Below are 13,141 nucleotides of genomic sequence, written 5' to 3'. Positions count from 1 at the left end.
GGAGAACGACCTTGCGCATCCTGCTCATCGACGACACCCCCAAGCAGGTCGGCCGTCTCAAGGCCGCGCTGATCGAAGCCGGTTTCGAGGTCATCGAGGAATCCGGCCTGACCATCGATCTGCCCGCGCGCATCGAGGCCCTGCGTCCGGACGTCATCCTGTTCGACACCCAATCACCCGGTCGCGATGTCATGGAGCAGGTCTGCCTGGTGACCCGCGACCGGCCACGCCCCATCGTCATGTTCACCGACGAGCACGATCCGGCGGTGATGCGCCGGGCCATCCAGTCCGGGGTCAGCGCCTACATCGTCGAGGGCATCCAGACCAGCCGCCTGCAGGCCATCATCGATGTGGCCCGCGCCCGTTTCGAGACCGACCAGGCCCTGCGCGCCGAACTCCAGGCCCGCGAGCAGCAGTTGCTGGAGCGCAAGAAGGTCGACCAGGCCAAGGGCCTGCTGATGAAGATGCGCGGCTGCAGCGAGGACGAGGCCTATACCCTGATGCGCCGCCAGGCCATGAGCAAGCAGCAGAAGCTGATCCAGGTGGCCGACCAGATCATCGCCATGAGCGAATTGCTCGGCTGAGACAGGGCGCGCGGACCAGCCCGATTTTTTCCTCGACAAGCGCAGCGATCTGCGGCTAATGTCCGCTGCAGGTCACCTCCTGTGACCCACGTCGCTCGGACGGTTCCGGGCGCTTACGTACTTCGAGGAACGCATGACTGACTCCAGTCCCGTGCGCCGCTTTGCGCGCATCGATCGCCTGCCCCCCTACGTCTTCAACATCACCGCCGAACTCAAGATGGCCGCGCGCCGTCGCGGTGAGGACATCATCGACCTGTCCATGGGCAATCCCGACGGCCCCACCCCACCGCATATCGTCGAGAAGCTTTGCCAGGTCGCCCAGCGCGAAGACACCCACGGTTATTCCAGCTCCAAGGGCATTCCGCGTCTGCGTCGCGCCATCTCCCACTGGTATCGCGACCGCTACCAGGTGGAAATCGATGCCGACAGCGAAGCCATCGTCACGATCGGCTCCAAGGAAGGCCTGGCGCACCTGATGCTGGCGACCCTGGATGCCGGCGACACCGTGCTGGTGCCCAACCCAAGCTATCCGATCCACATCTACGGCGCGGTGATCGCCGGCGCCCAGGTGCGTTCGGTGCCCTTGGTGCAGGGCATGGACTTCTTCGCCGAACTGGAGCGGGCCATCCGCGAGAGCATTCCCAAGCCGAAGATGATGATCCTCGGCTTCCCCTCCAACCCCACCGCCCAGTGCGTGGAGCTGGATTTCTTCGAGCGCGTGGTGGAGCTGGCCAAGCGCTACAACGTGCTGGTGGTGCATGACCTGGCCTATGCCGACATCGTCTTCGACGGCTGGCAGGCGCCCTCCATCATGCAGGTGCCCGGGGCCAAGGACATCGCGGTGGAATTCTTCACCCTGTCCAAGAGCTACAACATGGCCGGCTGGCGGATCGGCTTCATGGTCGGCAATCCCGAGCTGGTCGCCGCCCTGGCGCGGATCAAGAGCTATCATGACTATGGCACCTTCACCCCGCTGCAGGTGGCGGCCATCGCCGCGCTGGAAGGCGACCAGCAGTGTGTGCGCGACATCGCCCAGCAGTACCAGCAGCGCCGCGACGTGCTGGTGCGTGGCCTGCACGAAGCCGGCTGGATGGTGGAGAATCCCAAGGCATCGATGTACGTCTGGGCCAGGATTCCCGAGCCCTATGCCCACCTGGGTTCGCTGGAATTCGCCAAGAAGCTGCTGGCCGAGGCCAAGGTCTGCGTCTCGCCGGGACTGGGCTTCGGTGACTATGGCGATGACCATGTGCGCTTCGCCCTGATCGAGAACCAGGACCGCATCCGTCAGGCGGTGCGCGGCATCAAGCAGATGTTCCGCGCCGACGGCCTGCTGCCCAAGGCGGCCCCGCGCAAATCCGGCGTCGAGCCGGCCTGAGCCTTCGCCGCGCCGTCGACTGGCGGCGCGGCGAATTCTTGTCAGTCCGGGTGTTCCAAGCTATAAGCGCCTAGTGCATCCCCAGGATATCGCCATGCTGAAAGGCCTGTTCAACCTGCTCAAATCGCCCTCCGCGGACGATCTCAAGCTAGCCGCGAGCATCAACAACTCCTACAAGTCCATGCGCGTGGTCGGCCGCGGCACCCTGCGCATCGATCCGGCGGAGGTCTTCGACTCCCCCGAATTCAAGGAAGACCTGGACCGCGCCCGGCGGCTCATCAACCGCTGATGTTCCTGCTGCTGCTCCTGCCGATCCTGGTCAGCGGTTTTCTCGTCTGCCACAAGCATCCGCTCTATTTCTATCGCCTGCACCGCTACGAGGGCCAGTACCTCTATCTGCAGAGCGCCCGTTTCGGCCTGTTCTGCACCCTGCTCGCCGTGATCCTGCACCTGGGCATCGCTCAGGTCCTGCAGGGGCGCAACTGGTCATGGGGCGGGCGAACCTTTTCTCTCGACTACTTCGCCGGTGTCGCCGAGCTGTTGCGCCGCACCGGCACCCTGGAGGATCCGCTGCAGGCTGCCTGGATCCTGGTGGTGACGGTGACCGCCCTGCTGATCCCCGGCGCCTGGGCCACGCTGGCGCGCTGGACCATCAAGCGCAAGTACGGCCTGAGCGAGGACAACTACCGTACCTTCATCCTCGCCGGCATCCTCAAGGACAGCCCGCTGGACGATCTGCTGATGACCGCCTCCATCAACAAGGAGACGCTGATGCTGACCCTGGAGGAGCGCAAGGTGTACGTCGGTCGCATCACCACCCTGGGCGAGCCGAGCGAAACGGAAGGGGCCGACCAGGACGTCTGCATCAAGCCGATCATGAGCGGCTACCGCGACAAGGACAAACTCTGGGTGACCTTTACCACCCACTATGCGGACAAGGGCAAGGACATCTACCTGACCCTGAAACAGAGCCAGATCGTCTCGGCGACGCGCTTCGATTTCGACGCCTACGAAGCGTTTCGCTCAAGCGTAAGCCGCACCTGATCTGGCTTCGCACGCTTTCTTCAGGGAACGTATGACTTTTTAGGCAGGTCCCATTTTGCAGGTGCGTTCACTGCCAGCCGGTGACGCCCTTCCCTTACTGCCAAGAAAATCAGGAGCACGTCCATGACGCCCATGCTGAAGAAAGCTTCCAGCCTGTCCCTCGCCATCCTGCTGGCTGCCGGTGCCGGTCTGGCCCAGGCCGCCGACAAGCTGTCTCCGGCCGAATTCGTCGACGACGCCTCGGCCAAGGGCATCGCCGAGATCGAAGCAGGCAAGCTGGCCCTGGAAAAGAGCCAGTCGCAGGACATCAAGACCTTCGCCCAGAGCATGATCGACGACCACACCAAGGCCAACGAGCAGCTCAAGAGCCTGGCCCAGGAGAAGAAGCTGAAAGTCTCCACCGACGCCGAGCTGATGGACAAGGCCAAGGCCATGATCCTGCAGGTGCGTGACGATTCCTTCGATCGCTCCTATGCCAACAACCAGGTCGTGGCTCACGAGCAGACCATCGAGATCTTCCGCAACGAAGCCAAGACCGGCGATGACGCCGCGCTCAAGGCCTTCGCCGAGAAGACCCTGCCCAAGCTGGAGCACCACCTCCAGGAAGCCAAGGCCCTGCAGACCAGGTACGCGAAGTAAAGGTATGAGCCGTAGGTTGGGTTGAGACGGCTCCATCGTCGAAGCCCGACATTACCGGCACCCCGTAGCACCGTTGGGCTTCGCTACGCTCAACCCAACCTACGGGTACGGCACGCCGCTGCAGGAACAGACCGTAGGTTGGGTTGAGACGGCTCCATCGTCGAAGCCCAACATTGCCGGCACTCCGTGGCACCGTTGGGCTTCGCTACGCTCAACCCAACCTACGGGTGCAGCACGCCGCTGCAGGACCAGACCGTAGGTTGGGTTGAGACGGCCCCATCGTCGAAGCCCAACATTGCCGGCATCCTGCGTCACTGTTGGGCTTCGCTACGCTCAACCCAACCTACGGGTGCAGCACGCCGCTGCAGGAATAGACCGTAGGTTGGGTTGAGACGGCTCCCTCGTCGAAGCCCAACATTGTTGGCACCCTGCGTTACTGTTGGGCTTCTGGTTCAGTACTGCTCTACACTGTTGGGCTTCTGGTTCAGTACTGCTCTACGAAGCGCTAATAGAGAGCAATCTGTCATAACGGCGCCCGATCATTGTGCAGCGCAGCGTGCTCTTTGGACGCTGGCAACGCTGTCAGGCTCGGTCGGCACCGGGCTCGTGCGACTTGGCTTCGCTCTTGCAAAGACCTGGGTAGCGGTGGCCAACGGCGGTCACCCCAATCGACAAAGGCGTCAGTTCACCTCCCGACAACGGGCAAGGGTGACTGGCGCCTTTTTCATGCCCGTGACGTGCCCGAGGTGCCTCCATGAGTCCCAGTTTCTGGAAAGCCGGCCATGCGCCGACCCTGTTCGCCGCCTTCCTCTACTTCGACCTGAGCTTCATGGTCTGGTACGTGCTCGGCCCGATGGCCGTGCAGATCGCCACCGACCTGCAGCTGACTACCCAACAGCGCAGCATGATGGTGGCCACGCCCATCCTTGCCGGCGCTGTCCTGCGCCTGATCCTGGGCTTCGTCGCCGATCGGCTGTCGCCGAAGACCGCTGGCGTCATCGGCCAGGTGGTGGTGATCCTGGCGCTGCTGGTGGCCTGGCAGCACGGCGTGCACAGCTATGAGCAGACCCTGCTGCTGGGCCTGTTCCTCGGCTTCGCCGGGGCTTCCTTCGCCGTGGCCCTGCCGCTGGCGTCGCAGTGGTATCCGCCGCAGCATCAGGGCAAGGCGCTGGGCATCGCCGGTGCCGGCAACTCCGGCACGGTGTTCGCCGCCCTTTTCGCCCCGGCACTGGCCAAGGCCTTTGGCTGGACCAACGTGTTCGGCTTTGCGCTGATCCCGCTGATCCTCACCCTGGTGGTCTTCGTGCTCTGCGCCCGCAACGCCCCGGAACGCCCGGCACCGAAGAAGCTGGCGGACTACGGCCGCGCCCTGGGCGACCAGGACAGCTGGTGGTTCATGTTCTTCTACAGCGTGACCTTCGGCGGCTTCCTCGGCCTCGCCAGCACCCTGCCCGGCTACTTCCATGACCAGTACAGCCTGGAGCCGGTGGTTGCCGGCTACTACACCGCGGCCTGCGTCTTCGGCGGCAGCCTGATGCGCCCCCTGGGCGGCGCCCTGGCCGATCGTATCGGTGGTATCCGTGCGCTGCTCGGCATGTACACCGTGGCGGCCATCTGCATCGCCGCCGTGGGTTTCCACCTGCCCAGCGCCATGGCTGCCCTGACCCTGTTCGTGGTGGCCATGCTCAGTCTGGGCGCCGGCAATGGCGCGGTGTTCCAGCTGGTCCCCCAGCGCTTCCGCAAGGAAATCGGTGTCATGACCGGGTTGATCGGCATGGCGGGCGGCATCGGCGGCTTCGCCCTCACCGCCGGCCTCGGTGCGGTCAAGCAGGCCACCGGCGACTATCAGCTGGGGCTCTGGCTGTTTGCCGCCCTTGGCGTGCTCGCCTGGTTCGGCCTGCTCAGCGTCAAGCGCCGCTGGCGCACCACCTGGGGCTCGGCCGCGGTCACGGCGGCACGCGTCTAAGCCAGGACCCGGCGGATCGCTCCCGCCGGGTTTCTCAATTCAGGGGGCGGGACGTACATAGCTGGTCAGCACGTGATCCCGCCAGACCCCGTCGATCTCCAGATAGCGCCGCGCCAGGCCCTCGCGCTCGAAGCCTAGGCTGATCAGCAGATGAGCGCTGCGGGTGTTCTCCGGCAGATGGTTGGCCATGATCCGATTCAGGCCCAGCTCGCCGATGACGAAGTCCCGCCCCAGGCGCACCGCCTGACGCATCAACCCCCGTCCCTGCCAGGCTGCATCCAGGCCGTAGCCCAGGTAGCAGGCCTGGAAACCGCCGCGAACCATCTGGCTGAAATTCACCGTCCCTATCACCAGCGGCCCCGCCCGCAGTACCAGGCGCAACTCGCTCAGGCCCGGCCCGCCGGCGCGATAGGCGGCCACCTGCCCCTGCCATTGCGCCAGGGTATAGAAGGCGTCGGAGCGCCGTGGCATCGACAGCGCCAGGTGCTGCCGATTGCGCCGGTAGTAGTCGGCCACCGCGGCGGGATCCGCCAGGGTCAGGTCGATCAGTTCCACCGCCTCGGTCACCGCGAAGCGGGGTGGATACTGCAGCGGAACGCTCAGGGCGGTCATGGCCTCACCTGTGGCGGCAATTCGTAGACCCAGGTGGCGCAGCGCTGTCCGTCCGGACCTTCCCGAGCGTTTTCCAGCACCCGGACGCGCCGGAAACCCACCCGCTCGGCAAGTCGCTGGCTGGCGTCGTTGGCGGCCGAGGTGGTGAGCAAGAGCCCCGCCGCGCCGCGCTGCTCGACGAAGTAGCGCAGCGCGGCGGTCATCAGGCCCTGACCGGTATGCAGGCTGTGCAGCCAGTAGCCGATCTCATAGCGCCGCCCGCCGTCCAGTGGCGTGAGCCCCAGGCAGCCGAGCAACTCGTCACCGCGCACCAGGAAGTAGCGCTTCTCGCCCTGGGCCAGGGTGAAGGCGCCGCGAGCGGCGAGTAGACTGTCGCGGGCCTGGGCAACAGTGGTCTGTTCACGCGCCCAGCCGAGGAAGCGGCGGTGGTCCGCATAGCTCCAGTTCAGCGCCTCGGCGAAGGCCGCGGCCAGGCGCGGTTGCGGCCAGACCAGCGCGAAGTCGGCCAGGGCGATGCGCGGTGGAAAATTCATGGCGAGGTCCCGAAATCCAGGCGCGGCACGGCGGCCAGCAGGCGTTGGGTCATGGCGTGAGCGGGCGCACGGAGCACCCGTTCGGCGCTGCCCTGTTCGACGATGCGGCCGCCGTCCATCACCGCGATGCGATCGGCCAGGTACTCGACCACGCCGAAATTATGGGTGATGAACAGATAGGCCAGCCCCCGCTCCGCCTGAAGCTCGCGCAGGAGATCGAGGATCTGCGCCTGCACCGAGACGTCGAGCGCCGAGGTGGGTTCGTCGCACACCAGCACCTGCGGCTCGACGATCAGCGCCCGGGCGATGGCGATGCGCTGCCGCTGGCCGCCGGAAAATTCGTGGGCGAAGCGCTGCAGGGTGTCGCCGGGCAGTCCGACCCGCTCCACCAGGGCGGCAGCGCGGCGCTGGCGCTCGCCGGTATCCAGCTCGGGACGCAGCGCCAGCAAGCCCTGCTCCAGGGTAGCGCCGATGCGCATGCGCGGATCCAGCGAGGCGAAGGGATCCTGGAAGACGATCTGGATCTGCCGCCGTAGCCGCTGCAGGGTGCGCCGATCGGCCGTCAGCAGGTCCTCGCCGGCCAGCTGGGCGCTGCCGCTGATGCGCGGTCCATCGAGCAGGCGCAGCAGCGCCTTGCCGGTGGTGGTCTTGCCGCACCCGGACTCGCCCAGCAGCGCCAGGGTCTCGCCCGCGTGCAGGTCGAAGCTCACCCCGTCCACCGCCCTGACCCAGTCCCGCGTTCGGCCCCAGGCCCCGCGGCGGAGCGGATAGTGCACGGCCAGCTCACGTACCTCCAGCAGCCGCGCGCCTGGCTGGCGCTGCGGCAGGGCGCGCGGGGTGCCGGCCAGGGTGTGGCCGCGCTTGGCGAAGGTGGGAATGGCGGCGAACAGCTCGCGGGCATAGGGATGCCGGGGCGCCTGGAAGAATTCCGCGGCCGGCGCGCTCTCGACGATCTCGCCATGGCGCATCAGGGCCACGTGATCGGCCACCTGGCGCACCACCGCCAGATCGTGGGTGATGAGCAGGATGGCCATGCCCAGTTCACGCTGGATATCGGCCAGCAGCGCGAGGATCTGCGCCTGGACGGTGACGTCCAGCGCCGTGGTGGGTTCGTCGGCGATCAGCAGGTCCGGTTCGGCGGCCAGCGCCAGGGCGAGCATGATGCGTTGCTTCTGGCCACCGGAGAACTGGAAGGGATAGTCGTCGATCCGCCGCTCCGGCTCGGGAATGCCGACCCGCCGCAGCCATTCCACCACCCGGGCACGGGCGGCGGCGCCGCGCAGCGCGGTATGGGCACGCAGAGTTTCCTCGATCTGCTCGCCGACGCGCATGACCGGATTCAGGCTGGTGGCGGGCTCCTGGAAGATGGTGCCGACGCGCCCGCCGCGCAGCTCGCGCAGGCGTCCTTCCGGCAGTCGATGCAGGTCGGTGCCGGCCAGCAGCGCCGCGCCGCGGGCGATACCCAGCGACGGTGGCAGCAGCCGCAACAGCGAGAGCGCCGTGACGCTCTTGCCACTGCCCGACTCGCCTACCAGGGCGAAGGTCTCGCCGCGGGCGATGGCCAGGCTCAGGCCGCGGACCGCCTGGCGCGCACCCTCCTCGCCCTCGACCAGGATCTCCAGATCGCGAATCTCCAGCACCGGGGTCATGGCTGCACCCCACCCTGGCCGGGGCGACGTCCGAGCCAGGCGGATCTCAGCCGGCGACTGCGCGGATCGAAGGCGTCGCGCACGGCATCGGCGAAGAGATTGGCCGCCAGCACCAGGGCCAGCATGAAGGCGAAGGCGCTGAGCAGATTCCACCAGATCATCGGCGTACGGGACATCTCGGTCCGGGCATCGTTGATCATGGAGCCGAAGGAATTCATGGTCGGATCGACGCCGATGCCGAGGTAGGAGAGCACCGCCTCGTAGAGCACCAGGCTGGAGAACTCCAGGGTCAGGGTGATGAGCACCAGGTAGAAGACGTTGGGCAGCAGGTGCCGGCGCAGGATGGTGAAGTGGGAGACGCCAAAGGCCCGCGCCGCCTGGACGTATTCCAATTCGCGCAGCTTGAGCGCCTCGGCGCGCAGCAGACGGCACAACCCGGCCCAGCCGGTGAGGCCGAGGATCAGGCAGAGCATGAAGAGGCGCAGGTCGGCGCGCGCCGCACCGGTGTCGAACAGCTCCGGATGGCGGTCGATGAATACCTGCATCATCAGCACGCAGGCCGCCACCAGCAGCACCCCGGGGATGGAAGTCAGGGTGGTGTAGAGGTAGGTGATGACGTCGTCCACCCGGCCCTTGAAGTAGCCGGCGGCCAGGCCGAAGCCGATGGCCGGCGGCAGCATGGCCAGGGTGGTCAGACTGCCGATGACGAAGGCGGTGCGAATGCTCTTGAGCGACTGGTAGAGGACGTCGTTGCCAGTGCTGTCGGTCCCCAGCACGTGATAGCCGCTGGCCAGGGCGATCACGCTGCCGGCCACCAGGCAGACACCCAGCCAGGTCAGCAGGATGGCGCGCCAGGGGGTGGCGGTCTGGCCACGGAGGATGAGTCCGCAGCGGGCCGCGAAACCGCCCGTGTCGCGCAATCGCGCCGCGGCCAGGGCGGCAGTCGCCAGGACCAGCGCCAGACCGCCGAGCAGGCCCAACGTCAGTCGCTCGAGGATATCGCCCCGCCATTCGATGGCGGGATCGCTCAAGGTGGTACCGGCATGCTTGAGTCGCGGGAAGTCGCGCAGCGGCAGGCCCTCGGCGCTGGTGCCCAGGGTTTCCTTGGTGAACTGGTGGGTGGCGAGCGGCGCGGAATAGGTCTTTTCGCGCTGGGTCAGGCTGGTGTCGGCCAGCAGGCCATCGAGGGCCGAGAGCACCGTCGGGGAATAGATCGGCGCCGTGGCGCCGGGCGTGGCGGGCAGCTGTGGCCGGTAGTGCACCGAATCCAGCAGGGCGATGGCGACGAAGCTGGCCAGCACCACGGCCGCGCTCATCGCCGGGGCATCCTGCAGCACCCGCCGCCAACTGGCGCGCAGGGCTGGCTGGCGACGCGCGCGCCAGGCGTAAAACAGGGTACCGGCCACCAGCAGGTAGAGGGCGAGGTCGGTCCAGAGCAAGACGAATTTCGGCATGGCGGCTACCTGAAGCGAACGCGCGGATCGGCGAGGGTGTAGGACAGGTCCGCCAGGATCAGGCCGACGATGTAGAGCACCGAGCCGAGGAACACCATGGTGCGCACCACGGCGAAGTCCTGGCCGTTGATGGCGTCGATGGTGTAGCTGCCCAGGCCCGGGATGCCAAAGAAGGACTCGGCGATCAGGCTGCCCATGATCAGCAGCGGGATGGCCGACACCACGCCGGTGAGAATCGGCAGCGCCGCGTTGCGCAGCACATGGCGCAAGAGCACCTGGCGCTCGGCCAGGCCCTTGGCACGCGCGGTGCGCACATAGTCCTTGCCGATCTCTTCGAGAAACAGCGCGCGGTAGAAGCGCGCCTGGCTGCCCAGCCCGGAAATCACCGCGACCAGCACCGGCAGCGCCAGGAAACGCAGCAGATTCCAGCCCTCCTCGTAGCCCGAATAGGGCACCAGGCGCAGGATCTTCGCGAACAGCCACTGGCCGGCGATGATGTAGAACAGCGAGGAGATCGACAGCAGCAGCACGCAGAGCACCACGCCCCAGAAGTCCAGGCGGGTGGCGCGAAAGAACACCAGCAGCAGGGCGAAACCGACGCTGGCGACCAGGCCGAGGATAAAGGTCGGCAGCGCCAGCGCCAGGCTGGGCCCGGCGCGCTCGGCGATCTCCCGGCCGATGTCGCGACCGCTGTCGGCCGTGCCGAAGTCGAACACCAGCAGACTGACCGACCGGTCGAAGAAGAGTGTATCGGTGAACTGCTCCGCCCCTTCACGGGTGGTATTAATAAGCAGTGGCTTGTCGTAGCCGTGCTCCGCCTTCCAGTCCTCGATGGCCTCGGCGGTGACGTACTTGCCGCCGATGGCCAGGCGCGCCATGTCGTCCGGGGTGTTGACGGTAAAGAACAGCAGGAAGGTCAGCAGATTCACCCCGATCAGGATGAGCACGCCATAGGCCAGGCGCCGCAGCAGATAGCCGATCATGGCCGCCCCTCCCCGGTCTCGTCGCCAAAGGCGGTCTGGCGCTCGCGACGACGGAGGCTGCGCCAGGCCGGCCAGGCCAGCAGCAGTCCCAGGCCCAACAACAGCCACAGCGGCCAGAGCACCGGCCGGTTCCACTCCAGCACCTTGCGCTCGCGCAGCGCCGGGTCCAAGCGCAGATAGCGCAGCTGATCGCGCACCATCTGGGTCGGCTTGGCGTTGTACACCCACTGCTGATAGGCCCCGGCCGACAGGGGATTCCAGCCGAACAGCCAGGGGGCGTCCTGCTGCACGAGGGCCACCATGCGCCGGATCAGGGCGACCTTTTCCGGCCCATCGTCGAGACTCTTCATCTGCTCGAACAGCCGGTCGTACTCGGCATTGCTGTAATTGCCTGCATTCTCGCCACCATGCTTGGCCTTGCCCTGGGGACCGTAGAAGAGGAACAAAAAGTTCTCGGCGTCGGGATAGTCGGCGTTCCAGCCCCAGAAGAAGATCTGCGCCGCACCCTTGCGCATCTTGTCCTGGAATCGGTTGTAGTCCGAGCCGCGCAATTCCAGCTGGATACCCAGCTTGGCGGTCTGCTGGCGCATCCAGTCGAACATGGCGCTGTCGCCGCTGCTCTGGGCGTCGTATTGCAGGATCAGCGGCCGCCCGCTCTTGGCGTCGCGACCGTCGGGATAGCCGGCGTCGGCCAGTAGCCGCCTGGCCTCCTCGATGGGCCGCCGCTCGGGCTTGCCATCCACCAACCGATACACCACCGGATTGCTGCCCGCCGGCGGCGCTTCATAGCCCAGCACGCCCGGCGGCAGCGGGCCATTGGCGACCAGACCGTTGCCATTGAGGAAGACGGTGATGTAGCTCTCCCAATCGAAGGCGATGGACAGCGCCTGGCGCAGCTTGCGATTGCGTGCCTGCTGCTCGGGTGTGGCGCCCTGCCCCACCACCGGATCCAGCCAGTTGAAACCCAGGTACCAGTTGGACGCCTCCACCGCGGTGGGCAGCTTGAGGCCGCGCTCGCGATAGAGCTCGGCGGAATCGACCGAGTCACCCGCCTTGGTGCGCAGCGCCACGCCATACTCGCCGCGCTCGACCTGGGGGGTGTCGTAATAGCCCTGGATGAACTTGCCCATCAGCGGCACCCCTTCCTTCTCCAGGCTGAACACCGCGCGGTCGATCAGCGGCATGGGCTTGCCACAGTCGTCCAGCCGCCCCTGTTGGCGATCCTCGGGCTCGCCCTCGCAGGGATAGGGATCGGCGTGGTAGTTGGGATTGCGCGCCAGCACATGGCGGCGATTGGGAATGGATTCGGCCAGCCGATAGGGTCCGGTGCCCACCGGCCAGCTGTTGAAGCCGAGGTTGTGCTCGGTCATGCCCGGCTGGCTGTAGAAACGATCCGCCTCCCAGGGCACCGGCGCGGCAAAGGTCATGGCCAGCCAGTAGTTGAACTGGGGGTACTTGCCGATCACCCGCAGGCGCAGGGTGTGCTCATCCAGCACCTCGACCCCGGGCAACTCGCCCTGGCGCAGGTCCAGCCAGGGCAGCGGCGCGCCCCTGGGCAGGCTGGCGCGCAGGGCCTTGTCGGCGGCGCGCAGGCCATCGCCAAAGGCCTGCATGCCGACCAGGTGCTCGGCGAAGATCGCGTAGCTGGGCGAGACCAGCCGCGGACTGGCCAGGCGCCGCAGGCCGTAGGCGTAGTCGGCGGCGGTCAGGGCGCGGCTGCCGGTCTCGGGAAAGTCGGGGATCTGGTAGCGATCGGCCAGGTCGGCAGGCTGGATCGGGAAGTAGCGGTAGTGGCCCTGGGCACCCCGGGCAAAGGCCGGATGGGGCGCGTAGCGGGCGTCGCGGCGGATGGGGATGTCGTAGACGCTCTCGGCGATCTGCGCCGGCGGTGCATCATCCGGCAGGCGCCGGCCCTGGGCGTCCAGGTAGTAAGGCGCGATCACCCGCTCCGCGCCGCGGGGGATCAGCTCGTAGGGCCGCTTGAAGTAGTGGTAGCCGTAGAGCGGTTCATAGATGTTGTAGGTGAAGTTGGTCTCGTCGCCGGAATAGGAACTGGCCGGATCCAGGTACTTCGGCGAACGGGTGGTAAAGGCGGTATAGAGGGTATTCTGGCCTTCGGCTCCAGCACGGTAGGGGCTGTTGATCGGCGTATCGGGTGAACAGCCACCGAGCAGCGCCAGGGTCAGCAGTGCGAGGAGTTGTCTGGACAGTCTGGGCATCGCGTTCCTGCACCGAAAGAGACCTGAGGCGGCAGCGTCCGCCTAAACGACTAAGCTTGAGCTATTTTCCCGCGAGGCGCAGC

At 66.6% G+C, this 13,141-nt stretch carries 12 protein-coding genes; 6 read left to right on the top strand and 6 right to left on the bottom strand.

Annotation, left to right across the window (positions count from 1 at the left end):
• The first annotated feature begins 11 nt into the window (after positions 1-11).
• The 6 genes from PVZ77_RS06155 (at position 12) to PVZ77_RS06130 (ending at position 5,608) form a co-directional block, all read left to right on the top strand.
• Positions 12-584 (top strand): ANTAR domain-containing response regulator, encoded by a 573-nt coding sequence (locus tag PVZ77_RS06155; protein ID WP_027599890.1) that lies wholly within the window; start codon positions 12-14, stop codon positions 582-584.
• A gap of 133 nt (positions 585-717) precedes the next feature.
• On the top strand, positions 718-1,959 hold the full coding sequence (gene alaC, locus PVZ77_RS06150; protein ID WP_187979727.1) for an alanine transaminase: 1,242 nt from the start codon (positions 718-720) through the stop codon (positions 1,957-1,959).
• Between the two features lie 94 nt (positions 1,960-2,053).
• The gene (locus PVZ77_RS06145; RefSeq protein ID WP_017642174.1) at positions 2,054-2,248 is read left to right on the top strand and encodes a hypothetical protein; all 195 of its coding nucleotides are present in this window, start codon (positions 2,054-2,056) and stop codon (positions 2,246-2,248) included.
• Positions 2,248-3,003, top strand: coding sequence for a hypothetical protein (locus PVZ77_RS06140; RefSeq protein ID WP_273805933.1), 756 nt, complete (start codon positions 2,248-2,250; stop codon positions 3,001-3,003). The genes PVZ77_RS06145 and PVZ77_RS06140 overlap by 1 nt, the downstream gene beginning before the upstream one ends.
• A gap of 123 nt (positions 3,004-3,126) precedes the next feature.
• Positions 3,127-3,642, top strand: a complete 516-nt coding sequence (locus tag PVZ77_RS06135) for a DUF4142 domain-containing protein (RefSeq protein ID WP_273805932.1) — start codon at positions 3,127-3,129, stop codon at positions 3,640-3,642.
• A gap of 754 nt (positions 3,643-4,396) precedes the next feature.
• Entirely contained in the window at positions 4,397-5,608 is a 1,212-nt protein-coding gene (locus PVZ77_RS06130; protein ID WP_273805931.1) for an MFS transporter, read from the top strand.
• A 39-nt stretch (positions 5,609-5,647) separates the two neighbouring features.
• Here the strand turns inward: PVZ77_RS06130 and PVZ77_RS06125 are convergent, their stop codons facing one another.
• The 6 genes from PVZ77_RS06125 to PVZ77_RS06100 are packed head-to-tail and all read right to left on the bottom strand — an operon-like array spanning position 5,648 to position 13,058.
• Entirely contained in the window at positions 5,648-6,220 is a 573-nt protein-coding gene (locus tag PVZ77_RS06125) for a GNAT family N-acetyltransferase (RefSeq protein WP_273805930.1), read from the bottom strand.
• On the bottom strand, positions 6,217-6,753 hold the full coding sequence (locus PVZ77_RS06120; protein WP_273805929.1) for a GNAT family N-acetyltransferase: 537 nt from the start codon (positions 6,751-6,753) through the stop codon (positions 6,217-6,219). The genes PVZ77_RS06125 and PVZ77_RS06120 overlap by 4 nt, the downstream gene beginning before the upstream one ends.
• A complete protein-coding gene (locus tag PVZ77_RS06115; RefSeq protein WP_273805928.1) occupies positions 6,750-8,402 on the bottom strand; it encodes an ABC transporter ATP-binding protein in 1,653 nt (550 codons plus the stop codon). The genes PVZ77_RS06120 and PVZ77_RS06115 overlap by 4 nt, the downstream gene beginning before the upstream one ends.
• Positions 8,399-9,856: an ABC transporter permease gene (locus PVZ77_RS06110; protein WP_273805927.1), complete on the bottom strand. Its 1,458-nt coding sequence runs from the start codon at positions 9,854-9,856 to the stop codon at positions 8,399-8,401. The genes PVZ77_RS06115 and PVZ77_RS06110 overlap by 4 nt, the downstream gene beginning before the upstream one ends.
• Before the next feature lie 5 nt (positions 9,857-9,861).
• On the bottom strand, positions 9,862-10,839 hold the full coding sequence (locus PVZ77_RS06105) for an ABC transporter permease (protein ID WP_273805926.1): 978 nt from the start codon (positions 10,837-10,839) through the stop codon (positions 9,862-9,864).
• Entirely contained in the window at positions 10,836-13,058 is a 2,223-nt protein-coding gene (locus tag PVZ77_RS06100; RefSeq protein WP_273805925.1) for an ABC transporter substrate-binding protein, read from the bottom strand. Before PVZ77_RS06100 ends, PVZ77_RS06105 begins: the two co-directional genes overlap by 4 nt.
• Between the last annotated feature and the right edge of the window lie 83 nt (positions 13,059-13,141).

Source organism: Pseudomonas sp. SHLD1 (assembly GCF_028640935.1).
Classification (GTDB): domain Bacteria; phylum Pseudomonadota; class Gammaproteobacteria; order Pseudomonadales; family Pseudomonadaceae; genus Chryseomonas; species Chryseomonas aestiva.
This window is presented reverse-complemented; position numbering and strand designations above follow the sequence as displayed.

Bases quoted from the DNA above. Each gene is read 5' to 3' on its own strand.
- alaC (WP_187979727.1), top strand. From the start codon at position 718: ATGACTGACTCCAGTCCCGTGCGCCGCTTTGCGCGCATCGATCGCCTG.
- PVZ77_RS06145 (WP_017642174.1), top strand. From the start codon at position 2,054: ATGCTGAAAGGCCTGTTCAACCTGCTCAAATCGCCCTCCGCGGACGAT.
- PVZ77_RS06140 (WP_273805933.1), top strand. From the start codon at position 2,248: ATGTTCCTGCTGCTGCTCCTGCCGATCCTGGTCAGCGGTTTTCTCGTC.
- PVZ77_RS06135 (WP_273805932.1), top strand. From the start codon at position 3,127: ATGACGCCCATGCTGAAGAAAGCTTCCAGCCTGTCCCTCGCCATCCTG.
- PVZ77_RS06130 (WP_273805931.1), top strand. From the start codon at position 4,397: ATGAGTCCCAGTTTCTGGAAAGCCGGCCATGCGCCGACCCTGTTCGCC.
- PVZ77_RS06125 (WP_273805930.1), bottom strand. From the start codon at position 6,220: ATGACCGCCCTGAGCGTTCCGCTGCAGTATCCACCCCGCTTCGCGGTG.
- PVZ77_RS06120 (WP_273805929.1), bottom strand. From the start codon at position 6,753: ATGAATTTTCCACCGCGCATCGCCCTGGCCGACTTCGCGCTGGTCTGG.
- PVZ77_RS06115 (WP_273805928.1), bottom strand. From the start codon at position 8,402: ATGACCCCGGTGCTGGAGATTCGCGATCTGGAGATCCTGGTCGAGGGC.
- PVZ77_RS06110 (WP_273805927.1), bottom strand. From the start codon at position 9,856: ATGCCGAAATTCGTCTTGCTCTGGACCGACCTCGCCCTCTACCTGCTG.
- PVZ77_RS06105 (WP_273805926.1), bottom strand. From the start codon at position 10,839: ATGATCGGCTATCTGCTGCGGCGCCTGGCCTATGGCGTGCTCATCCTG.
- PVZ77_RS06100 (WP_273805925.1), bottom strand. From the start codon at position 13,058: ATGCCCAGACTGTCCAGACAACTCCTCGCACTGCTGACCCTGGCGCTG.